Below are 22161 nucleotides of genomic sequence, written 5' to 3' on the forward strand. Positions count from 1 at the left end.
GGCGTTCTTTTCGCGTTGCCGGCCCGCTACCGCCACGGCGTCGCCCGGAGCGCGTGGACCACCAGCAGCGTTCCGAGCGCGACGCCCAGCAGGACGACCGCCACCGGCAGCGCCGCGTCCAACCCGTCCGAAATAAACGAGGCCCATATCTGGACGGGGAGCGTCCGCGGGTAGTACGCCAGCATCATCGTCGCGCCGAACTCGCCCATCGCGCGGGCAAACGTCAGGACGAGGCCGGCGAGTAGCCCGGGCTTTGCGAGTGGGACCGTCACCGAGCGCATCGTCCCAACCCAGTCGCGCCCGAGTGACCGTGAGGCTTCTTCGAGCCGGTCATCAATGCCATCGAAGGCGGCTTTGGCAGTGACGACGAAAAACGGCGACGCGACGAACGTTTGGGCGGCGATGACGCCAAGTAGCGACCGCGTCACCGTCAGGTCGGTGAGACCGCCGAGTCCGTTCGGGCCGACGACTGTCAACAGCAACATCCCGCTGACGACTGGCGGGAGGACGAGCGGGAGGACGACGGCACCCATCGCGACGGTCGCCAGCACACTCGTGGTCCGCGAGAGCCAGTAGGCCAGTGGCAGGCCGAACACGACAGCGATGACTGTACTGCCGAGTGCGGCAACGAGAGACGTGACTGCGGCGTTGATGACGTACGTCTCTGTCAGACTCGTCAGCAGCGCCGTCGGGGAGTACGTGAGAACGAGCACGAGCACTGGAACGACGAAATACAGGAGCAGCACCGCTCCCAGAACGGGAACGAGCTCGCGCACGCCGACCGTATGGCCGGCTCTGGTCTCACCGCGTGACAGTGCTCGGGACATCTCCCACCAGTCGAGGATACGCCTGACGGACGGTAAATCCGTGTGGTGCGAGCCAGTCTCCGGACAGGACTGCCTCGAAGGCTGTACGCGCCGGTTCTGCAGCAGCACGGCGGACAGCCCCGTACTCGATAGGGCTGCCAGTGAGTATCGTGCCGTTCGGCAGTTCGTAGCTGGCGGCCTGATACTGTTCGGCCTGCGCGGGGTCACCGAGGTGTATCTCCGGCGGGAACTCTCGGAACGGGTAGTCGCGTTCGACCGCCATGCTCCGGTAGACGAAGGCGGCGTCGACGGCCCCCGTCTCGAACTGCGCGAGCAGTTGTGTCTCGGGGTACGTCTGGTCCGGCGAAAGGATAGCATTGGACAGGTCGGGCTCGTCGTAATAGTCCGCCGCGAGGGCCAGCACGAACAGCGTTCGATAGCCAAGCGGGTCGAGCGACGGGTCGGTGCGGCCGAGCGAGACGCTGTCGCGTCTAAGCGGGGCGTACCACGGCTCTGCGTCCGCGATGCGCGTCCCGTCGGTCGTTTCTGGGTTGTACGCAAGCACCATCTCGTTGCCGGCGATCACTGCGTGCCAGGCAGTGTCCATGACTCGGCTGAACAGGGTCGGGTCCGCTAGGGCGACAATAGCGGGGTCTCGTTTCCCGTCGGCAACGAGACGAGCAGCCTGTACTGATCCGCGGGCTTCGACGGCCAGCTCGATGTCTGTCTGGCCCTGGAGCGTCTCACTGGCCGCGTTCTGCAGACTCCCCGCGACCAGCACGTCCACTCGCCCTCGACCGAACGCCCCGCAGCCTGCAGTTGCGGCGATACCACTTCCCAGTGCCGCAAGCACTGCACGCCGGGTACGTCGGGCCATTATTCGGTCATTTCTTGTTCGGGTACATCTGTGTTGGGGTTGTTCCCAGTATTGACAGGGCGCCTTTCACATTTTTGACCACGGTGTTTTATAACTAAGTAGTATAACCTAGTAATCATGACGCAGATGGAAGCAGCGCAGAACGGGACCGTCACGGAGGAGATGGAGCGAGTCGCCGAACGCGAGAACGTCGACCCGGCGTTCGTCCGACAGCAAGTCGCTGACGGACAGGCGGTGATTCCCGCGAACGTCGGCCACGACGCGCTGGACCCGATGATTATCGGCCGGGAGTTTGCGACGAAAGTCAACGCAAACATCGGCAACAGCGAGGAGACAAGCGACATCGAGGGCGAACTGGAGAAGCTACACACGGCTGTCCACTACGGCGCGGACACCGTGATGGACCTCTCGACCGGGAGCAACCTTGACGAGATACGGTCGGCCAACGTCGAGCACTCGCCGGTCCCCATTGGAACAGTACCCATCTACGAGGCGGTCAAGCGCGCCAGCGACCCGGGTGAGATTACCCACGAACTGCTGCTCGATGTCATCGAGAAGCAGGCGAAACAAGGTGTCGACTACATGACCATCCACGCTGGCGTCCGGATGGAACACCTGCCGCTGACCGACGGCCGCAAAACGGGGATTGTCTCTCGCGGCGGGTCCATCCTGGCGAAGTGGATCGAGGAGAACGGCATGGAGAACCCGCTGTACACGAAATTCGAGGAGATTTGCGAGATATTCCGCGAGTACGACGTGACCTTCAGCCTCGGCGACGGGCTCCGGCCGGGCTGTCTCGCTGACGCCGGCGACGACGCACAGTTCGCCGAACTGGACACGCTCGGCGACCTCACGCGGACCGCCTGGGAACACGATGTGCAGGTGATGGTCGAGGGACCGGGCCACGTCCCGATGGACCAGATCACAGAGCAGGTCGAACGCCAGCAGAACGTCTGTGACGGCGCGCCGTTCTACGTCCTCGGCCCGCTCGTGACCGACGTTGCGCCGGGCTACGACCATATCACGAGCGCCATCGGCGCGACGGAGGCGGCCCGCGCCGGCGCGGCGATGCTCTGTTACGTAACTCCCAAAGAGCACCTCGGGCTCCCGCAGAAAGCCGATGTGCGGGACGGACTCGCGGCTTATCGCATCGCCGCTCACGCCGCCGACGTGGCAAACGGCCGCGAGGGCGCACAGGACTGGGACGACGCGCTCTCGGAGGCCCGCTACGCCTTTGACTGGCGCGAACAGTTCGAGTTAGCGCTAGATCCCGACCGCGCCCGCGAGTACCACGACCAGACGCTCCCCGGTGACAACTACAAGGAGGCGCGTTTCTGCTCGATGTGTGGCGCGGAGTTCTGTTCGATGCGCATCGACCAGGACGCGCGGTCCGGCGGCGAGATGGAGTCGCTAGACGCCGACGACCGGACGACTCTCGAAGACACGTCAGCGGCAGCGGTAAACCGACCGCCCGTCGGTACCCACGACGAGGCGGATATTCCCGGCTCTGACGCCGACACCGGCTCTGATACCGGCGAGCATGCCGACGATTAGCACGGCGATAGTTCTTTATAATCGGTGTTCGTTTGTTGAAATGATGCAAAAGAAAGTCATCGCCCTCGTCGCGGTCGCGGCGCTTGCCCTCGTGTACGTTGTCAAGCGGTAAGGCTGCCTAACTCGGCTGTATCGCCCTCTAAACCTACTGTCGGCCGCCCTGCCCACTGGTCCCCAACGGCGTCGTATGAGGGGGCCCGACGGTCGGCAGTATTCTCTCAGTTGTTTCGTCGGCAGTGCCGTCGCTTTCCGAACCCTTACCCGGTGAACCGCCGTACCAGCGTGTATGTACGGCGTCGTCACCCGTAACGAGGAGGAGACGGAGTGGTCCGAGTTCGACCGGGCGTTCTACGAGGTCAAGGACGTGACCGGCCGCGCTGTCGAACCGATTGCGGGCGCGGTCAACATGGTGTCCTGTTTTGGCGACAACGCGGTCGAGAGCGAGGAGGACCTGCTCGCGTTCGACGACGAAGGAACGCCGGCGACACGGAATCAGCCCTACTTCGACTGGACGTACGTCTGTCCGACCCACGACCGCTACCGCGAGGGACTGCTCGACATCATCGAGGAGGCGGCAACTGTCAACGAGGATGTCCGCCTCGACGATGTGGGCTTCCCCCGGGACGAGTACTGCCACTGCGACCGGTGCGAGCGGCGCTTCGCCGAGAGCGACTTTGATGACTGGTCGGCCTGGCGCACGAACGTCATCACGGAGTTCGTTGCCGAGGCCCGCAAGCGCGTACCCGGTGAGATGTACCTCACGCTGTATCCGGACCCCTATCCCGGCCATCTCGAAGCCCGCTCCGGCGTTGCTGTCGACGACATCGCCGAGCACGTCGACGAGTTCGTCGTCCCCATCTACGACATGGCGTACTCGACGACTTACTGGCTGGAGATTCTCGCGAAAGGCTGGCAGGACCGCCTCTCAACTCCGTTCAGCATCGAGCTATACGCCGTCGACGTGGACGTTGACGACCTCTCGAAGGCTGTCGAGGTGGCTGACGAGTACGCCGAGAGCGTGCTGTTCGGGTACGACGCCAGCAATGCCCGCGCGACCATCCGGCGGATGAACGCCGATGCCCGCGAGGGACAGTCTTTCGGGCCGGAGTAGCGGGTTCAATCTCGACGGATTACGCCCCGTCGCCGAACCGCTGTCCGCGCCACTGCAGAATCTCCTCGCGGTCGCGCGTGTCGGCCGGCAGTTCGTCGAACCACCGGGCCTCACTGATTTCGTGGTCCGGGTCGTCGACGGCGATGCTGGTTGTCTCCGCTCTCGCCTCGTACACCGGTAGGACGCCCCAGGCCATGTTGCCGTCACAGTAGAACTCGACTCGTCCGAGCATCGCCAGTCCCTCAATTGTCGCTTCAATGCCGCTCTCCTCGTTTAATTCCCGCAGTGCAGCCTCCTGAAACGATTCGCTGGCGTCGAGTTCACCGCCGGGCAGAACCCACATGTCGACACCCTCGTGGCGGACAAGCAGTAGTTCGCCAGTGGGTCGGTAGGTGAGCGCGTGCGCGCCGTAGGGCGCACCGTGGTCCCGGGCGACGGTGGCCACGTCTCGAAACCGGTTCCGCGGGACGTTCCGATGGCGCGTGAACTCGACGAAATCCGTGTAGCGCTTCCGGAGGTCGTGATACGTCTGCTCGGCCGTTTGACAGGCTCCGTCGGAGAGGTACCACAGGTCGTCGACGCTCGTCATCTGTGTCCTATCTGTGTCTGACACCTCGACGAAACAACCGTCTCGATGGGGGAAGGCGGTGGGCTGACCATGTCGATTGATAGTTTAGAGAGTCCCATAACAGTTGTTGTGACAGATGGGCTGTCGTGGCTTCTCCCGGGCGATTCCGCCGCTGTATCCAATGCGCTGCTATCAATAAATAGACATATTATTGCGGATACATGTTGGGCTGACTCAGCCGAAGCGAAACACGGGAAGCGGTCCGAACAATGATAGCCACGCTCCCGTGTAGCAGGAACTCTTTAGCTGTTGTGACGACCTGACGGGTCGTTCTACCCACTCGATCTGTACGCCTTTGCGTTCCGTCAATCACGGAACGCACGCCAATGTGGAACTCCTGTCCACTTAATTCTATTTATCTAAGTAAATATTTAGACTGGTCTAATCTCGCCCATTTCGTAACGGAAGCGATAGAACCCAATCGAGGCGGTCGTCTCTTGTGGCCACACCGCCTACCCTACGTCCGACAGAGTTTTGTCGCCGTCCCGATTGGTTCAAACAGGACGTATCACGGTACACTTCCGACCACGTCCGCGGCTGAGTCGAGCAAACCCGAATCAGTCCCTTTTTGACGAGCCACCGAGTACCGCACGGTATGGCATTCGAAGAGGACGACAGCGTTATTCTCCACGACGAGCACAGCGACTACGACGGCGAGGAAGGCACTATCACGCAGGTCGTCGAGACGATGTTCGGCGACGCCAACTACACGGTTTCCTTCGAGGACGGGCAGGAGCAGGGCGTCCCCGAAGACAACCTCGAAGCCGCTGAGGACGAGTAGGGCCTCGATGTCGTCGGTTCCGTTCCACTACGTCGACCTTCGGACCTTTTGCTACGCGACGGAGGACGACAAACGTGTCGAGCAAGCGCTCCGAACGTTCCTGCCTGAGGACTACCCTATCGAGCGCGCACAGAGCGAGGGACACTACGGCGACCGTATCATCGTCCTCTCGGCTCGCGTCGAGAACGCCGACGATATCCGGCATGTGCTCACGCAGGTCGCGTCAGCGCCGGACATCGACGCGGTGCGTGCGGAACTGGACGACCGGGTCGACGACAACTGTTCGTTTTTCGTCACCTTCGATAAACAGGCCGCGTTCGGTGGCGACGTCGAGCGTGGCGACGGCATCACGCTCCGGGCGAAAGTCGAGGCTTACCCCGCAAAGCGGGAGAAAGCCGTCGCTAACGCCCGCGAACTCTTAGAGGAGTTGTGATGTACGAGGCCGTCTACGCCCACCCTGACGGTGACAGTACCGTCGCCCGGCACGCGCTGACGGCCGCCGATTCGGGCTACGACGGTATCGTCGTCAGGAACCACGGCGACAAGCCAGCCGAGTACGAGGCTGACGCTATCAGTGACGCGTGCGGCGTCGATGTCGCGGCCGGGGTCGAAGTCCGGGCGGACGACCCCTCACGAGCGAGTGGGTTCGTCGGGAACTACCGAAGCGACCGGACGGTCGTCGTCGTCCACGGCGGCAACCGCCGCATCAATCGGTTCGCTGTCGAGCAACCGACCGTCGACGTGCTTGCCCACCCGATGCGAGAGGACGGCGACTTCAACCACGTTTTGGCGAACGCGGCGGCCGACAACGGCGTCCGCGTCGAGTTCGACTTCGGCCCGGTGCTCCGGGCCTCCGGCGGCACTCGCGTCCGGGCTATCAAGGAACTCCGGAAGCTCAGGGAACTGGTCGAGGACGCCGGCGCACCTTTCGTCGTCTCGGCGTCGCCGAGCAACCATCTCCAGATTCGCGCACCGCGGGACCTCATCGCGGTCGGGGAGACCATCGGCTTCGACGCCGACACCGTCCGCGAGGGACTGGCGGAGTGGGGCCGAGTCGCGGAGCGCAACCGCGGGCGCCAGAGCGACGCCGTCATCGAGCCGGGCGTTCGGATGGCAGACGACGCAAACGATGCCGACGGTGGCGAGCAGTAGCTCTGCTACCGCCACCCTGACTGGTCAGCACACCGCACCGCTCATTGTGCTTCGTTCCAACGCTTGTGTATGAAACACCTCCCGAAACACCTCCGGCCCCGGTGGCGGTATCTCGCCGTTGCCATCGAGACCTGGCCGGATGCCGCCTTGGACCGCCGGGCGTTCCAGCGCGAGGTGTGGTACGCCGCCCAGAACCTGCTGGGCGACACCGGCAGCGCCGAGACGGATATGACCGTTCTCCAGTTCCACGACTACGACGGCACGGCCGAGGCCATCGTCCGGACCAGACGCGGCCAGACGGACCCGGCACGGGCCGCACTGACCTGCCTGAACACCGTCGACGACCACGAGGTTCGGGTCCGCATCCGGGGGATTAGCGGCACCGTCCGCGCCTGTGAAGAAAAGTATATACGCGGGCCGCCGGAAGCCACTGAACAGAGACACGTCGTGTTCGAGAACGCAGACCGGAGCGCTACCGTTCGGCCGCCACGCTACGACGTCGAAACGGCCTCCGATGGCGCGTTCGTCGGCGCGACAGCACTCGATTTCCGATAACTATGCAGGGACAAAACCAACAGCAGGCCTACGACCGCGGGATTACTATCTTCTCCCCGGACGGACGCCTCTACCAGGTCGAGTACGCCCGCGAAGCGGTCAAACGCGGCACAGCAAGCATCGGCGTCAGAACGAGCGACGGCGTCGTTCTCGCCGTGGACAAGCGCATCCGGTCGCCGCTGATGGAGCGCTCCTCGGTCGAGAAAATCCACAAGGCCGACGACCATATCGGCATCGCCTCGGCCGGCCACGTCGCCGACGCCCGACAGCTCATCGACTTCGCCCGCCGACAGGCGCAGGTGAACCAGCTGCGCTACGGCGAGCCGGTCGGCGTCGAAACCCTCACCAAGGAAATCACCGACTACATCCAGCAGTACACGCAGGTCGGCGGCGCGCGCCCGTTCGGTGTCGCGCTCATCATCGGCGGCATCGTCAACGGCGAGCCCCGCCTGTTCGAGACCGACCCCTCTGGCACACCCTACGAGTGGAAGGCCCTCGCCGTCGGGGCCGACCGCGGCGACATCCGGGACTACCTCGAAGAGCACTACGACGAAGGGATGGACCTCGATGAGGGCGTCGACCTCGCACTGGCCGCGCTCGCGTCGGTCAATGACGACGAACTCACGCCGGAAGGCATCGGCGTCGCCACGGTTGACGTCGAAACGGAGACGTTCGGCCAGCTGACCGACGAGGAGAAGGAGACCCATCTCGCGGAGGCCGACTTGCTCGACACTGGCGACGACGAGGACGACGAAGACACCGAAGAAGAGTAACGCTTCCGACAGCCTTCGGGGCGGCTCGGCTCTTTTCTGTCCGACCACGCAGTAAGGCCTTTAAGTGGTCCACTGCTACCGATGGGTATGATATCGCTTGACGAGGCGGTGACGGCGCGCCTCGAATCCCACGGCCAGCGGTTCGAGGTACTGGTGGAACCGGACGCTGCGCTAGCGATAAAACGCGATGACTTCGACGGTGACCTCGAAGACGTTATCGCCGCGGAGGACGTGTTCGAGGACGCCTCTCGGGGTGACCGACCGCCCGAGAACATGCTCGAAGAGGTGTTCGACACCACGGACCCGATGGCCATCATCCCCGAGGTCATCAAGCGAGGGGAGATTCAGATCACGGCCGACCAGCGCCGCGAGATGCAGGAGCAAAAGCACAAACAGCTCATCCAGCGCATCACGCGCAACGCGGTCAACCCCCAGATGGACGACGCGCCACACCCGCCGGAACGTATCGAGTCGGCCCTCGAAGAGACCGACTTCAGGGTCGACCCGATGGAGCCCGTCGAGGCACAGGTTGACGACGCCCTCGATGCACTCCGGCCGGTCATTCCGATCCGGTTCGACGAGGTCACCGTCGCGGTGCAGGTCCCCGCAGACTACGCCGGGAGCGCACAGGCACAGATCCGGCAGTTCGGCGACCTCGAACGCGAGGAGTGGCAGTCAGACGGCTCGTGGGTTGGCGTGCTGACGTTCCCGGCCGGTCTCCAGAACGACTTCTACGACGTGGTAAACGAACACACAAGCGGCGAGGCGGAGACCCGAATCATCAAAGACGAAGACGACATCAGTACGCGCTAACGCCGCGGCGTCGCGTTACCCTTTCTTGAAGCCGACGAGAAAGCCGGCCGTGAAACCAGCGCTGACCGGCAGGGCCGAGAGCAGCGACGTGACCCAAGACGGCGGTTGTGTCGCTGCCGCGTTCCCGGCAGTCCCAGTCGCGTTCTGTGCGGCTCCGCCTATCGCGTTCCAGTTCACTTCGAGGATTCCGCGTGTCTCGAGGAACTTGAACAGCGCCAGTTCGATGCCGACGATGACGGCAATGAGCTTTGCGACCTTCTTGGCAGCGAACCCGATGATTCCGCCGATAAGGCCGCCGCCACCGAATTCGAGGCCCATCTGCTGGAGGCCCAACCCATCTAGTTGGAGTACGAACTCACCCATACCGCGTACCTGACCGTCTGCTTTTAAATCCTTTGTGCTCGCCTCTGTCTCTGCTTATATCCGAGTGTGTCAGAAAGAAATAGTTTTTCTGCTGCCTGGGTTACCCGAAGAGTTCAGGGAATTATTTTCGACACGGTACTATTTCTTTACTCATATCCAAAGATTTGTATCCGAGGGACGAATCCTTCTTACTGTTAAGATGGCAGAAACACCGAATTCCGATATGAGCGGTGCCGCAGGCGGACGTTCGAAGCGACCGAAATCTAACCAGGATTGGTGGCCAAACAAGCTCAATCTGGAGATCCTCGACCAGAACGCTCGGGACGTCGGCCCGATGGAAGACGACTTTGATTACGCCGAGGAGTTCCAGAAGCTCGACCTCGAAGCGGTGAAGTCGGATCTCGAAGAGCTGATGACCTCCTCACAGGACTGGTGGCCGGCTGACTACGGTCACTACGGCCCGCTGTTCATCCGGATGGCCTGGCACAGCGCGGGGACGTACCGGACTGCCGACGGTCGCGGCGGCGCGGCTGGCGGTCGACAGCGCTTTGCACCTATCAACAGCTGGCCGGACAACGCGAACCTCGACAAGGCACGGCGGCTGCTCCTCCCAATCAAGCAAAAATACGGCAAAAAGATCTCGTGGGCTGACCTGATGATTCTCGCAGGGAACGTCGCCATCGAGTCGATGGGATTCAAGACGTTCGGCTACGCTGGCGGCCGCGAAGACGCCTTCGAGGAGGACAAGGCTGTCAACTGGGGGCCAGAAGACGAGATGGAAACCCAGGAGCGCTTCGACGAGCCCGGTGAAATCGAGGAAGGGCTCGGCGCATCCGTGATGGGCCTCATCTACGTGAATCCGGAAGGGCCAAACGGTAACCCGGACCCGGAAGCGTCGGCGAAGAACATCCGCCAGACGTTCGACCGGATGGCGATGAACGACAAGGAGACAGCCGCACTCATCGCCGGTGGACACACGTTCGGCAAAGTCCACGGTGCTGACGATCCCGAAGAGAATCTCGGTCCCGAACCCGAAGCAGCCCCCATCGAGCAACAGGGTCTTGGCTGGCAAAACGAGAACGGGAACAGCAAGGGCGGCGAGATGATCACGAGCGGTATCGAAGGGCCGTGGACCCAGTCGCCGACCGAGTGGGATATGGGATACATCAACAACCTGCTCGACTACGAGTGGGAGCCGGAGAAGGGCCCCGGCGGCGCGTGGCAGTGGGCTCCGAAGAGCGAGGAGCTGAAAAACAGCGTCCCGGACGCCCACGACCCGGACGAGAAGCAGACGCCGATGATGCTCACGACGGACATCGCCCTGAAGCGAGATCCGGATTACCGGGAGATCATGGAAACCTTTCAGGAAAACCCGATGGAGTTCGGGATGAACTTCGCGAAGGCCTGGTACAAGCTTACCCACCGCGACATGGGCCCGCCCGAGCGGTTCCTCGGACCGGAGGTTCCGGACGAGGAGATGATCTGGCAGGACCCGCTCCCGGACGCCGACTACGACCTCATCGGTGACGAAGAGGTCGCCGAGCTCAAAGCAGAAATCCTCGACTCGGACCTCTCTATCTCCCAGCTCGTCAAGACCGCGTGGGCATCGGCGTCGACCTACCGCGACAGCGACAAGCGCGGCGGGGCCAACGGCGCGCGAATCCGCCTCGAACCCCAGAAGAACTGGGAAGTCAACGAGCCCGAACAGTTGGAGACGGTCCTCACCACGCTCGAAGGCATCCAAGAGGAATTCAACGGCGCTCGGGACGACGACACGCGTGTCTCGCTGGCCGACCTCATCGTCCTCGGTGGCAACGCGGCCGTCGAGCAGGCGGCAGCCGACGCCGGCTACAACGTCGAGGTTCCGTTCGAACCCGGGCGAGTGGATGCCGGGCCGGAACACACCGATGCCGCCTCCTTCGACGCTCTCAAACCGACGGTCGACGGGGCTCGAAACTACATCCAGGACGACATCACGCGACCGGCCGAAGAAGTGATGGTCGACAACGCGGACCTGCTGAACCTCACGGCGTCGGAACTGACGGCTCTGATCGGCGGGATGCGCTCCATCGGTGCGAACCACGGGGACACCGACCTCGGCGTCCTCACCAACGAGCCGGGGACGCTGACCAACGACTTCTTCGTGAACCTGCTCGACATGGGCACGGAGTGGGAGCCGGCAGCGGACTCCGAACATGTCTACAAGGGTCTCGACCGCGACACTGGCGAGGTCAAGTGGGAAGCTACACGCATTGACCTCATCTTCGGCTCGAATGACCGACTGCGAGCCATCTCGGAAGTTTACGGCTCTGCCGACGCGGAGGAGAAGCTCGTCCATGACTTCGTGGACACGTGGAGCAAGGTCATGAAGCTCGACCGCTTCGACCTCGAATAGGCCAGCGCAACGCCACTGCCGTGGTGGCTATCGCGAGCCGGGGGCTCCCATCTCAGCTACCGGTCGCTATTCACCCACGGAATCTGCCGTGTTACTGCCGAACTGCCGGCTCACTGGATGTTGCCGTGAACCGCCCGGGGGGTTAAATAATCGGACACCGTATCTTCACGACGAGTGACGGCGACACACACCACCGAACGAGCGGTCATCGCGAAACGCGTCGACAGTGGTACCGCTGATACGACGGAAATCCGGGACCTTGCCCGGGCGGCCGGGTACGATGTCGTCGGCGAGGTCACACAGACCAGAACGGAGGACCCGGCGTACCACCTCGGCGAGGGGAAAGTAACGCGGCTGAGCAACGTAGTCGCCCGCGAAGGGGCTGCCGTCGTCATCTTCGACAACCAGCTCGGGCCGTACCAGACATACAATATCGGGAACGAACTCCCCGAGCGGGTGCGTGTCATCGACCGCTTCCGGCTTATTCTCGAAATCTTCGGCCAGCGGGCCCAGACGCGGAAAGCACAGCTGCAGGTCGAACTCGCGGAGCTTCGGTACGAACTTCCGCGTGCCGAGGCCAAGGCCAGCCTCGCCAAACGCGACGAGCGTCCGGGATTTATGGGTCTCGGCGAGTACGACGAGTCCCGCGAAGAGGACATCAAAAAGCAGATCGCCAACATCCGGGATGAACTGGAATCCATCGAGGAGACCGAGCGACATCGCCGGGAACAGCGTCGGGAGTCCGGCTTCGACCTCGTCGCGCTGGCCGGCTACACCAATGCCGGGAAGTCGACGCTCCTGCGCCGCCTTGCCGACGACCTCGATGTCGACGAAAACGACGACCTCCACCCCGACCTCGACACGACGGCCGAGAGCGAAGACCGGCTGTTCACAACGCTCGGGACGACCACTCGCCGCGCCGAGGTCGGGAAGCGCGAGGTGCTGGTCACCGACACGGTGGGGTTCATTCAGGACCTCCCGCACTGGCTCGTCGAGTCGTTCAAGTCGACGCTGGGGTCGGTGTACCACGCTGACCTCGTCTTGCTTGTCGTCGACGTCTCGGAGTCTGTCGAGGAAATCCGGGAGAAACTGGTGACGAGCCACGATACGCTGTACGAGCGCAACGAGGCTCCCATCGTCACGGTCCTCAACAAGACCGACACGGTCGACGACGAAGAGGTCCGCCGCAAGAAGGACGCCCTTTCCTCGCTGGCCCCGAACCCCGTCGCCGTCAGCGCCAAACAGGGGCTCAACATCGATGACCTGGCCGAGCGCATCGACCACGAACTGCCGGACTACGAGCGCGAGCGGCTCGTCCTCCCGATGACCGACGACACGATGAGCCTCGTCTCGTGGATTCACGACCACGCCAGCGTCGAGACAGTCGATTACGGCGACCAGGTGGTCATCGAGTTCGAGGCGCGGCCGGCGATCATCGAGCAATCGCGGGCAAAAGCGGGGGAACTGGTCGGTGCGTCGGCCTGACTGCGGACGCTACGCTTCTGCTTCTTGCTGCCACAGTACGCTCGGTATCTCGTCTAGCAGGTCCGTTGCGACCAGCCCGTAGCCACGGTCGTCGACGACCCGGTCACCGACGCTGCCGACAGTGTAGGCAGCGATAGCGGCCGCATCAAGTGGGTCCTGACCGCAGGCGAGTGCGCCCGTCACACCCGCAAGCACGTCGCCGGTTCCGCCGACCGTCATCCCCGGATTGCCCGTCCGGCCGACGCGGGTCCGCTCGCCGTTGGAGACGATGTCGTACGGACCTTTGACCAGCAGCGTGTGTCCGATTTCCGCTGCGAAAGACTCCACGAGGTCTGCCCGTTCCCGCCAGTCCTCGGCTGTTTCACCCCCCATCCCGAGAAGTTCGCCCTGGTGGGGCGTGCAGATGAGTTCTGCGTCCGTCTCGACGTCCGGGACCACTGACAGCGCGTCGGCGTCGACGACGGCCGTTCCCTCGAACCCGGACAGCAGGTCCGCGACAGCATCCAGCGTCGCGTCGGTGTCTCCGAGCCCTGGCCCGAGAATCAGCGTGTCGTGGTCCGCCGCCAGCTCAGCAAGGTGGTCGACGTGCGGCGGCGCGAGGTGGTCCCCGTCGAACGGCCGCACGATGAGGTTCTCGCTGTAGGACTGGATTTCGCGCGCGACGACAGCGGGGCAGGCGACCCGGACGAGGTCGGCCCCGCCTCTGAGCGCGGCCTGTGCGCTGAGTGCCGGTGCACCGGTGTACGGGCCGCCGCCGACGACCAGCACCTCGCCGTTGTCGCCCTTGTGGCTCGCGGGGTCCCGTTCGAGGCGAGAGAGGTCGCCCCGCTCGACGAACAGCTCCGCCGCCTCTGGGATGCCGATGTCGGCGACGGTGACCGGCACGTCGAGGGCGGGGAGGCCCGGCTTGGTGTCGTGGAACGTGACGACGTGGTCGGGGTCGACGGCGTTGTCGGCCAGCCGTCCCGTCTCGGCGTCGAGGCCGGACGGCACATCCACCGAAAGAACGGTCGCGTCGCTCTCGTTCATTGCCTCGGCGGCCGTCGCCGCTGGCTCCCGGAGATCGCCGGCAATACCTGTGCCAAGCATCGCGTCGATGACGATGTCGGGGGTGCCGAGGTCCAGTGCCGAGGAATCCTTGACCGACTCTGTCGGATACTCGGCGCGCTGGAGGGCGTCCCAGTTCTCCCTGGCAATCGTCGTCGAGATAGCACCCGGTCGGCCCAACAGGAGGACTCGGAGGTCGTAGTCGTCGAGAAAGCGGGCGGCGACGAGCGCGTCTCCACCGTTGTTTCCCCGTCCAGCGACGATGACGACCTGTTCGCCGGGGTCAGCGATGGTACGGATCGCCTGCGCGACGGCGTGACCGGACGACTCCATCAGCTGCTTGCGCGGGACGCCGAGCGCGGCGGCATTCTCATCAACGACACCCATTTCGGAGCCGGTGAGCATACCCGCGGGTTCGCCCGCCAGCGAAGTAACTCTACGGGACTTACCACTTGACCTCGAAGCCCTCGATGCCCTCGGGGTCCCCGTACTCGACTTCGACGTCGGTGACGTTCGCGCGTTCGCTCCCTTCGTGACAGAACTCGACCATCGCTTCCACGTCAGCTTCGGGGCCTTCGAACACCGCTTCGACGCGCCCATCGTCGAGGTTTCGGACCCACCCGTCGACGTCCCGGTCCTGTGCGCGTTCCCGCGTGGTCGCTCTGTAATAGACACCCTGAACACGACCGGAGACGAATACGTGTGCTCGCGTTTGAGCCATGGCCGAGAGTTTGCTGGCGGACTCCGTTATACTGTCGCCTTCCGCTACGCGTCTCACTCCTCGTTACTGCCCGTTCGGAGATAATGGAACAGGTACGTCTGCGTGTAGCCGGCGTACTCCCCACCCAGTGCGGCCCGGATGGCCCGCGACGTGTCAGCGTAGTTCCCCCGCTCACACTCCGGGTAATACTCCTCGATGGTCGTCCGAATCCAGGTGTCCAGTGGGACCGCTTCGAGGTAATCAAGCGAGAACAGCAACACGCAGTCCGCGACTTTGTCACCGACGCCGACAAAGCGGGTGAGCGACTCTCTGGCGTCCTCGTAGCTTAGTCCAACGGCTTCTTCCGGATGGGCTTCGCCAGTGGCGACCATCTCCGCGGTGCGCTGGACGTACGGCGCGCGATAGCCCAGTCCGAGGTCCCGGAGCCGCTCCTCTGTTGTCTCTGCCAGCGCGGACGGCGTCGGATAGGCGTTGTACGTCCGCCCGCCGAACTCGATTTCCTCGCCGAACGCGTCGCGGAGTGCCTGCTGCATACTGTGAATCCTCGCCACGCGCATCTGGGCCGAGCAGATGAACGAGATGAGGGCGCCAAACGGGGGGTCCTGAACGAGTCGCATCCCCCAGAACGTCTCATAGGCCGACTGGACCACGTCGTCGTCCGGTGCCGTCGCCCGAATCGCGTCGAGGTCGTCGTCAAGTCGAAGGAGTCGCCTGAGCGCCGTCTCAGCGTCGACTGTCGATTCCCATTCGAGCACCCCGTCTCGCTGCCGGACGCGGATGACCGCTGGTGACCCGTCTCGCTGGATTGTCGTCCAGTACCACGCGCCGCCGCCGGTTGCCCCGTCGCGCTGGTACATTTCGCCATCCTCTCGGTTCCAGAGGTAAGACTGTCCGCTCTCGACAGTTGCCTGCAAATCGATACCGCCGGCAAGCGACCCGACATCGATGACGCCCTGCTCCATTGTCCGAGTATACGGCCCCGGAGGTAATGGCGTTACGAGTTCTGTCCGCGCTGTGTTGGCACACACTCGCAACTCGGAAACCGCGGGTTGCTCGCATATCCCTGCGTTTCGTCGTCGTGATGTTTTGGAGTAGCCGTCTGTGTACCGCTTGATCGTCCGTTCCGTCTTGCTGACTCCTGATATCCGTGGCGTGTGGTACTCTCTGGGTCAGGGCTAACCTTCATTATATTGGGAAACAAACATACTACCATGAATTGCCGAGTTGTTGTCGAGGCCGCAGTCCCAGTGTACGACGTGGCATCTGCGGATGAGGCAGTTCGCATCGCCATCTCGAAGACGGGCGAGATGTTGAATCCTGACCTCAACTACGTCGAAATCAACATGGGAGACCGGCACTGTCCGCACTGCGGTGAGACACTGGAACCTGCCTTTCTCGCAGCCGACGAGAGTCTCGTCGCACTCGAACTGGAGATGACTGTGTTCAACGTCGAACGGGACGAACACGCCGCCCGGATCGCCCGCAAGGAGATCGGGCAGCGGCTGGAGAACATCCCGCTCGACGTGCTGGAAATCGAGGAGATTCCAGAGGAGTCCGACGAGACGACTGAAGACGAGTCCTCGTCCGCGGAACCGGCAGCCGAATCCGGCGACCTGCCATCGGACCAGTCCGGAGACGAATCGGACGACGTGTTACCCGAGTTCGAGGAATTAATCGACGAGTAAGTCTGGCTTCCGAGCAGCGGAGTGCGCGACACTCTCGGCGTATTGTAACTCAAGCATATCTCTGATAGCGGTTATACAGTCACTAGCCGCAGTGCTCGTCGGGTAAATCGCGTAGAAGCTACGGAGAACCGTTAGTCCGCGGCGGCAGAAACAGGCTCTTTGGTTTCGTCAGCCATCTCGGAGGCAATACCGTCAGCAATCGCAAAGACAGCGGCCTTGTGGTCTGTTTTCGACTTGTGAATCGATGTCGGCTTGACGCCAAGTTCCTCGTATTCGTCGTGGTCTACTTCTGTCCCGGATTCGGCTTCGTAGTGGTTCTGTACCTGTGCAAGCAGGCCGTGAAGGTGGATGAGCTCCTGCTTTTTCATAGTCAACCCAAGGTAACAACTCGAAGGTTATAGTACTACTCTGATGAAGGTTAACACACGGCTGTGCTAGTACTACGTAATAGTTTATGCATAATTCTTGCCACGGAGTATATTCTAGGTATTTTGCGCTAAATTTTATCATTTCTAAAATATCATGGAGGATTGGTAGCAAAATACACACTACTGTTGACGGACCGAGCCAGCCAGCTCAAACGTGTTGCAGGTGCCGACGACCGGCACCCAGAATTATGGACCGGCTACGCCTATTTTCAACATGGATAAAGCGACCCTTCCCTCGGACACCAAGATTGGTCGGGTGGCCCTGACTGTTGCTGAGTTATCACCGACTGTCGAGTTCTACCGTGCTGTTGTCGGCCTCAACGTTATAGACGCAGACGCCGACCGCGCGATACTCGGTGCGGGCGGACAGGCGCTCTTGATTCTAAATCACCGTCCAGACGCACCAGTGAGAGAGGATTCAGCGACCGGGCTGTATCACGTCGCGTTTCGCGTCCCATCGCGAGCGGCGCTGGGTGACGCACTCCAGCGTATCAACTCGGAGTGGACACTCGACGGCGCATCGGATCACGGTGTCAGCGAGGCGCTGTATCTGTCGGACCCGGCCGGGAACGGCGTCGAAATCTATCGGGACTTTCCGCGGGCGTCGTGGGAGGAGACACCGTCGGGTCACGTCGAAATGGTAACCGACCCCCTCGATACGCAGTCAGTCGCGGCCGCTGCGACCGGCGAACAGTCGATGCCCGCCGACTCCGATATCGGACACGTGCATCTGGAAGTCTCGTCAGTGGAGACGGCCCGGGCGTTCTACGCTGATGCACTCGGACTCCGCGTCAGGGCCACATACGACGGCGCGGTGTTCTTGGCGGCCGGTGACTACCATCATCATATCGGGGCCAACGTCTGGAAACGGCGATCCAAGCCCCACGCCGGGCAGGGGCTGGCATGGTTCGAAATTCGGCTCCCCGACGAAGCGACCCTTGATGCGACACAGAAGCGCCTGCGTCAGTCCGACTACGCTGTCTCCGAAACCGGTACTGGCCTCACAGTACGCGACGGCGACGACATCGAACTCCGCCTGCGAACCTGAATACGTGACAGTTAGGCCGACTGACCGATGTGCCAAGTCAAGTGTCTCCGGGCGCTATCTGGAGTATGCACTCGACACTGTGGCCGACTTGGAACGCCGGGCGACCGAGAACAGAAACTGACTGGACGGGCGTGACAGGACGCGGCCGACGGCCGGGAAGAGAGCGATGACCGGCCCTCATCAGGGGCAGCAGCTCGTGACCGCGGGCACCGCGCCGTCGCAGGCGAGTGCAGCGGCAGTGCTGGTCCACGGTCGGGGTGCGACGGCTCGAAGCATCGTCCAGATGGGGGCGGAGTTCCAGCAGGACGGACTGGCTCTCCTCGCGCCACAGGCCGCGCGAAACACCTGGTATCCCAATTCGTTTCTTTCGCCGGTTGAGCAGAACGAACCCGGTCGGACCTCGGGACTGCAGGCTATCGAGGACGCCGTCACGGAGGCCGAGGAAGCCGGGATTCCGACCGAGCACGTGCTCGTGCTGGGCTTCTCTCAAGGAGCCTGTCTCGCAAGCGAGTTCGTTGCTCGTAACCCACAACGCTACGGCGGCCTTGTGGCCCTCAGTGGCGGTCTCATCGGCGAGTCTATCGACGAGCGTGAGTACGAGGGCGACCTTGAGGAGACGCCGGTGTTTCTGGGCTGTAGCAATGTTGACCCGCACATCCCCGAAGAGCGCGTTCACGTCACGGCCTCGGTCTTCGAGCAACTCAACGGCGACGTGGAGGAACGCATCTACGAGGGAATGGGTCACGGCGTGAACGAGGACGAACTGACATACGTTTCGTCGCTGGTCGATACCCTCGTCAGTTAGGCGGCCCGACCGCTGGACCGTTCACCGAAATCTCTTGCATAAGTGGCTGAGCAGGGAGTTACCGGTCCCTCACCGCGAGACTTAGTGGTTGGGAAATGCATATATGATATGGAAATTTCCCGCCGACGGTTTCTCGCTACGGTTGGAGCCGGTGTGACGCTCGGCGGCGCAGGCTGCGCGGGAGATGACGGTGCTACTACTGGAGCCGGCTCGGCACCGGGGTCTAGTACTGGAACCAGCGCGGCGTCGACGGCAACCGATCAGAACGACAGACCAGAACCACCGACAGCGGACAGCCGCCTGCATCTGGACTTCGAAATCGGGACACTCGAAGAGAACATCGTCAGCGGCGGTGTTCGTAAAGACGGTATTCCAGCCATCGACGACCCGACGTTCGCCGACACGCCCCCGGACGGACTGGCTGCGGACGACCCGGTATTCGGTCTGGTCCGGGATGGGGAGGTGAAAGCCTATCCGCAGTATATTCTTGTCCACCACGAAATCGTGAACGACACCATTGCCGGCGACGCCGTCGCTGTGACGTACTGCCCGCTGACGGGCACCGCACAGGGGTTCGAACGTGGCCCGGTGGAGTTCGGTGTCTCCGGGCGACTGGTAAACTCAAATCTGACGATGTACGACCGGGGCACGGATAGCTGGTGGCCACAGATGCTGGCAACAGCGATTACAGGCCCGCTAACTGGCGAGTCACTGCAGGAGTTCCGGGTCACTTGGACGACGTGGGATCGCTGGTCTAGAACCTACCCGGAGACGCGAATCCTCACCGAAGACACCGGTTTCCAGCGGCGCTACGGCGTTGACCCGTACGGCCAGTACAACGAGAAGCGCGGCTACTATTCGAGTACGCGGACGCTGTTCGAGCCGCTACACGACGACAGCCGCGCACATCCGAAGGCTGTCGTCATCGGAACCCGGACCGAAACAGGGGCGCTCGCATTCGACAAGGAAACACTGCTGCGCCAGCGGGTGCTGACCGGCCGTATCGACGACACGCTGTACGTCGCTGTCGCGGATACTGCCCTCGCAACCGGGTACGTGTACGCGAACCCGGAATCGCTGTCAGTTACGGCGTCGGACGACGGCTACACGATTGACGGGACGGCGTATGATGCCGATTCGCTCCCGCTGGACCGCACGCTGTCCTTCGACGCGATGTGGTTCGCCTGGGCCGGTTTCTATCCGGAGAGTGCGTATGTCAACTGACAATCCGACCGACTGGGCTGGTGTGGCTGCCAGCATCCAACGCTTGTTTCGGAACACCGTGGTTGCGGTCAGCGGAGCGCTTAGCCGCCGTGACGGACAAGTGGGTCTGGCTGTGTCTGGACTGACGTACTTCCTGCTGTACCTCGCTGGTCTCAGACACCTCGGTCTCGGCCCCGCCGGCTACGAGGTGTCTGTCGTCAGTAACCCGTTTACCCGTACGTTCCGACAGGTCGGCCCGTTCCAGTGGGAACCGATTGCACTAGTGGTCGTCGGCCCGGTCGAACTGCTTGTCGCCCCGCTGAATATGCTTCTTGGGGCAGTCCTGGCATTGCTGGTCGGACTCAACCTCGCTGTCTCCGTCGTCGCGTGGCGCGGTCCAGCGGCCTGCCGTCTCGGCCCGGGTGCAGGGGCTGTGTCGGGACTCCCGGGACTGCTCTCTGGGTTCGCCTGCTGTGGGCCCACTATCCTGCTCGTTATCGGCGTGCAGGCAAGCGCTGGGCTGCTCTCACTGTTCCAGTGGCTCCTCCCGCTCACTGTCGTGGCGCTGTTCGGAACCCTTCTCTGGGTGGGGAGTCGAGTTGAGACAGCGTGACGGGCACCGTAGATAGTTCCTACCGCCGCAGAGCAGATAGTAGCAACAGGCTACCGAATCGGACGGTGCGTGAAACTTTTTTCCTCGATTTGAGGGAAACATATAATTACTCCGTACGACCCATCTACCAGTATGACCGCTACTGTCGTGAGCGAGGTCAACCGACCCTACGTGCCGACGGGCGGGGCGAAACTGACCGCTGAAATCGAAGTTGAGCCCGGACGGTTGGAGGAACCACCCACGCGACAGATCGCCCTCTGTATCGACGCCAGTGGGTCGATGGCCGGCGACGACATCGAGCAGGCACGCGCCGGCGCTGAATGGGTGTTCGGGCTTCTCGACGAAGACGACTACGTCTCGATCATCGCCTTCGACAATGAGGTCACGACGGTGCTTGCGCCGACGCGGTGGGGAACTATTTCGCGCGAAACGGCAGTGGACGCGGTCGCCGACATTTCCGCTGGCGGGGGCACTGATATGTACAGCGGCCTGCTGGAAGCGAAGGCGTCCCTGCAGGATTTACCGACCGACGACAACACGGCCCGGCGGGTCCTGCTCCTCTCTGACGGGAAGGACAACTCCCACGACCCGGAAGCGTTCGGGACGCTAGCACGCGAAATCGACACTGAGGGCATCAGAATCAAGGCGGCCGGCATCGGGAGCGACTACCGCGAGGAGACGATTCGGACGCTTGGGACCGTTGCTCGCGGCGAGTGGACACATCTGGACGCCGCCGGTGACATCGAGTCGTTCTTTGGCGACGCAGTTGAAGAGGCCGGGACCGTTGTTGCTCCTGACGCCCGTCTCGAACTCGACGTGGCTGACGGTGTCGAAGTGAGCGAGGTGTACCGTTCGCTCCCACAGACGCAGTCCGTGAACCCCGACTGGGAGGACAACACGGCGGTCGTGCCGCTGCCCGACCTGCTTGAGCGGGAAACCCAGCGGGTCGTACTGAAAATACACGCCCCGGCCAATGACCCGCAAAACGCCGTGACTCTGGCGGATGTCACGCTGCACGCCGGCGGTGAGACGACGCGGGAATCAATCACCGTCGACTACACCGACGACGAGTCGAAACTTGCCGAGCACAACGAACAGGTCGACGTGGACCACCGCCAGACTGTAATCAAGACGGAACTCGGCAAGGGCAACGTCGCCGAAGCCCAGACGCAACTGGAGCGGATGACGCGCATCCACGGTGAGGACGCCGAAGCCGTCCAGACAGCCGAGCGGGAGACGCGCATCGTGATGGAAGGCGGGCGCAAAGAGCAGAACAAAGCGACGAAAATCGTCACTGACGAAGGTATCCAGAAGTGAC

The 22161-nt window shown here is 62.8% G+C and carries 24 protein-coding genes; 16 read left to right on the forward strand and 8 right to left on the reverse strand.

Annotation, left to right across the window (positions count from 1 at the left end):
- Positions 1 to 26 precede the first annotated feature (26 nt).
- Positions 27 to 827: an ABC transporter permease gene (locus tag DVK01_RS14775; protein ID WP_101350270.1), complete on the reverse strand. Its 801-nt coding sequence runs from the start codon at positions 825 to 827 to the stop codon at positions 27 to 29.
- A complete protein-coding gene (locus tag DVK01_RS14780) occupies positions 802 to 1683 on the reverse strand; it encodes an extracellular solute-binding protein (protein WP_121512145.1) in 882 nt (293 codons plus the stop codon). The genes DVK01_RS14775 and DVK01_RS14780 overlap by 26 nt, the downstream gene beginning before the upstream one ends.
- A gap of 117 nt (positions 1684 to 1800) precedes the next feature.
- Here DVK01_RS14780 and thiC point away from each other — a divergent pair, with 117 nt between their 5' ends.
- Together thiC and DVK01_RS14790 are read left to right on the forward strand one after the other, a co-directional pair.
- On the forward strand, positions 1801 to 3237 hold the full coding sequence (gene thiC / locus DVK01_RS14785) for a phosphomethylpyrimidine synthase ThiC (protein ID WP_101350268.1): 1437 nt from the start codon (positions 1801 to 1803) through the stop codon (positions 3235 to 3237).
- 286 nt (positions 3238 to 3523) lie between these two features.
- Positions 3524 to 4348 (forward strand): hypothetical protein, encoded by an 825-nt coding sequence (locus DVK01_RS14790; RefSeq protein WP_121537374.1) that lies wholly within the window; start codon positions 3524 to 3526, stop codon positions 4346 to 4348.
- A gap of 19 nt (positions 4349 to 4367) precedes the next feature.
- On the opposite strand, the gene DVK01_RS14795 is transcribed toward DVK01_RS14790, so the two are convergent.
- A complete protein-coding gene (locus DVK01_RS14795) occupies positions 4368 to 4937 on the reverse strand; it encodes an NUDIX hydrolase (RefSeq protein WP_101350266.1) in 570 nt (189 codons plus the stop codon).
- A gap of 634 nt (positions 4938 to 5571) precedes the next feature.
- Here DVK01_RS14795 and DVK01_RS14800 point away from each other — a divergent pair.
- The 6 genes from DVK01_RS14800 (at position 5572) to DVK01_RS14825 (ending at position 9050) form a co-directional block, all read left to right on the forward strand.
- Positions 5572 to 5757: a hypothetical protein gene (locus DVK01_RS14800; protein ID WP_004515500.1), complete on the forward strand. Its 186-nt coding sequence runs from the start codon at positions 5572 to 5574 to the stop codon at positions 5755 to 5757.
- Positions 5758 to 5764: 7 nt separating this feature from the next.
- Positions 5765 to 6190 (forward strand): RNA-binding protein, encoded by a 426-nt coding sequence (locus DVK01_RS14805; RefSeq protein WP_121512147.1) that lies wholly within the window; start codon positions 5765 to 5767, stop codon positions 6188 to 6190.
- The gene (locus tag DVK01_RS14810; RefSeq protein ID WP_121537376.1) at positions 6190 to 6909 is read left to right on the forward strand and encodes an RNase P subunit p30 family protein; all 720 of its coding nucleotides are present in this window, start codon (positions 6190 to 6192) and stop codon (positions 6907 to 6909) included. Before DVK01_RS14805 ends, DVK01_RS14810 begins: the two co-directional genes overlap by 1 nt.
- A 69-nt stretch (positions 6910 to 6978) precedes the next feature.
- On the forward strand, positions 6979 to 7464 hold the full coding sequence (locus DVK01_RS14815; protein ID WP_101350263.1) for an Rpp14/Pop5 family protein: 486 nt from the start codon (positions 6979 to 6981) through the stop codon (positions 7462 to 7464).
- 2 nt (positions 7465 to 7466) lie between these two features.
- Positions 7467 to 8237, forward strand: a complete 771-nt coding sequence (psmA, locus tag DVK01_RS14820) for an archaeal proteasome endopeptidase complex subunit alpha (protein ID WP_101350262.1) — start codon at positions 7467 to 7469, stop codon at positions 8235 to 8237.
- Between the two features lie 87 nt (positions 8238 to 8324).
- Positions 8325 to 9050 (forward strand): ribosome assembly factor SBDS, encoded by a 726-nt coding sequence (locus DVK01_RS14825; protein ID WP_101350261.1) that lies wholly within the window; start codon positions 8325 to 8327, stop codon positions 9048 to 9050.
- A gap of 15 nt (positions 9051 to 9065) precedes the next feature.
- Here the strand turns inward: DVK01_RS14825 and DVK01_RS14830 are convergent, their stop codons facing one another.
- Positions 9066 to 9413: an FUN14 domain-containing protein gene (locus DVK01_RS14830; protein ID WP_004960824.1), complete on the reverse strand. Its 348-nt coding sequence runs from the start codon at positions 9411 to 9413 to the stop codon at positions 9066 to 9068.
- Positions 9414 to 9612: 199 nt separating this feature from the next.
- Between DVK01_RS14830 and katG the strand changes: the two genes are divergently transcribed.
- Both katG and hflX read left to right on the forward strand, forming a co-directional pair.
- Positions 9613 to 11808: a catalase/peroxidase HPI gene (gene katG / locus DVK01_RS14835; RefSeq protein WP_101350260.1), complete on the forward strand. Its 2196-nt coding sequence runs from the start codon at positions 9613 to 9615 to the stop codon at positions 11806 to 11808.
- Between the two features lie 174 nt (positions 11809 to 11982).
- Positions 11983 to 13293 carry a GTPase HflX gene (hflX, locus tag DVK01_RS14840; RefSeq protein ID WP_101350259.1) on the forward strand — a complete coding sequence of 437 codons (1311 nt, stop codon included), beginning with the start codon at positions 11983 to 11985 and terminating at the stop codon, positions 13291 to 13293.
- Between the two features lie 9 nt (positions 13294 to 13302).
- Here the strand turns inward: hflX and DVK01_RS14845 are convergent, their stop codons facing one another.
- From DVK01_RS14845 to DVK01_RS14855, 3 genes are read right to left on the reverse strand one after another with little or no spacing between them, the layout of a single operon-like run.
- The gene (locus tag DVK01_RS14845) at positions 13303 to 14745 is read right to left on the reverse strand and encodes an NAD(P)H-hydrate dehydratase (protein WP_121537378.1); all 1443 of its coding nucleotides are present in this window, start codon (positions 14743 to 14745) and stop codon (positions 13303 to 13305) included.
- Between the two features lie 40 nt (positions 14746 to 14785).
- A complete protein-coding gene (locus tag DVK01_RS14850) occupies positions 14786 to 15061 on the reverse strand; it encodes an acylphosphatase (protein WP_121537634.1) in 276 nt (91 codons plus the stop codon).
- Positions 15062 to 15114: 53 nt separating this feature from the next.
- Complete coding sequence (locus DVK01_RS14855; protein ID WP_101350256.1) at positions 15115 to 16023, reverse strand: DNA-3-methyladenine glycosylase; 909 nt, start codon at positions 16021 to 16023, stop codon at positions 15115 to 15117.
- A gap of 249 nt (positions 16024 to 16272) precedes the next feature.
- On the opposite strand from DVK01_RS14855, the gene DVK01_RS14860 reads away from it, so the two are divergent.
- Entirely contained in the window at positions 16273 to 16746 is a 474-nt protein-coding gene (locus DVK01_RS14860; protein ID WP_101350255.1) for a DUF555 domain-containing protein, read from the forward strand.
- Between the two features lie 131 nt (positions 16747 to 16877).
- Here DVK01_RS14860 and DVK01_RS14865 read toward each other — a convergent pair whose 3' ends face one another.
- Positions 16878 to 17114 carry a UPF0058 family protein gene (locus DVK01_RS14865; protein WP_004592453.1) on the reverse strand — a complete coding sequence of 79 codons (237 nt, stop codon included), beginning with the start codon at positions 17112 to 17114 and terminating at the stop codon, positions 16878 to 16880.
- A 274-nt stretch (positions 17115 to 17388) separates the two neighbouring features.
- On the opposite strand from DVK01_RS14865, the gene DVK01_RS14870 reads away from it, so the two are divergent.
- The 5 genes from DVK01_RS14870 (at position 17389) to DVK01_RS14890 (ending at position 22160) form a co-directional block, all read left to right on the forward strand.
- Positions 17389 to 18222, forward strand: a complete 834-nt coding sequence (locus DVK01_RS14870) for a VOC family protein (protein ID WP_121537380.1) — start codon at positions 17389 to 17391, stop codon at positions 18220 to 18222.
- Positions 18223 to 18388: 166 nt separating this feature from the next.
- Positions 18389 to 19027 (forward strand): alpha/beta hydrolase, encoded by a 639-nt coding sequence (locus DVK01_RS14875; protein WP_101350253.1) that lies wholly within the window; start codon positions 18389 to 18391, stop codon positions 19025 to 19027.
- Positions 19028 to 19135: 108 nt separating this feature from the next.
- Complete coding sequence (locus tag DVK01_RS14880) at positions 19136 to 20251, forward strand: DUF3179 domain-containing protein (RefSeq protein WP_199722356.1); 1116 nt, start codon at positions 19136 to 19138, stop codon at positions 20249 to 20251.
- Entirely contained in the window at positions 20241 to 20843 is a 603-nt protein-coding gene (locus tag DVK01_RS14885; protein ID WP_121537382.1) for a hypothetical protein, read from the forward strand. Before DVK01_RS14880 ends, DVK01_RS14885 begins: the two co-directional genes overlap by 11 nt.
- A gap of 132 nt (positions 20844 to 20975) precedes the next feature.
- Positions 20976 to 22160: a VWA domain-containing protein gene (locus tag DVK01_RS14890; RefSeq protein WP_101350251.1), complete on the forward strand. Its 1185-nt coding sequence runs from the start codon at positions 20976 to 20978 to the stop codon at positions 22158 to 22160.
- Position 22161: the final 1 nt, after the last annotated feature.

The sequence above is a fragment of the Haloarcula sp. Atlit-120R genome (assembly GCF_003665885.1).
Lineage (GTDB): Archaea > Halobacteriota > Halobacteria > Halobacteriales > Haloarculaceae > Haloarcula > Haloarcula taiwanensis.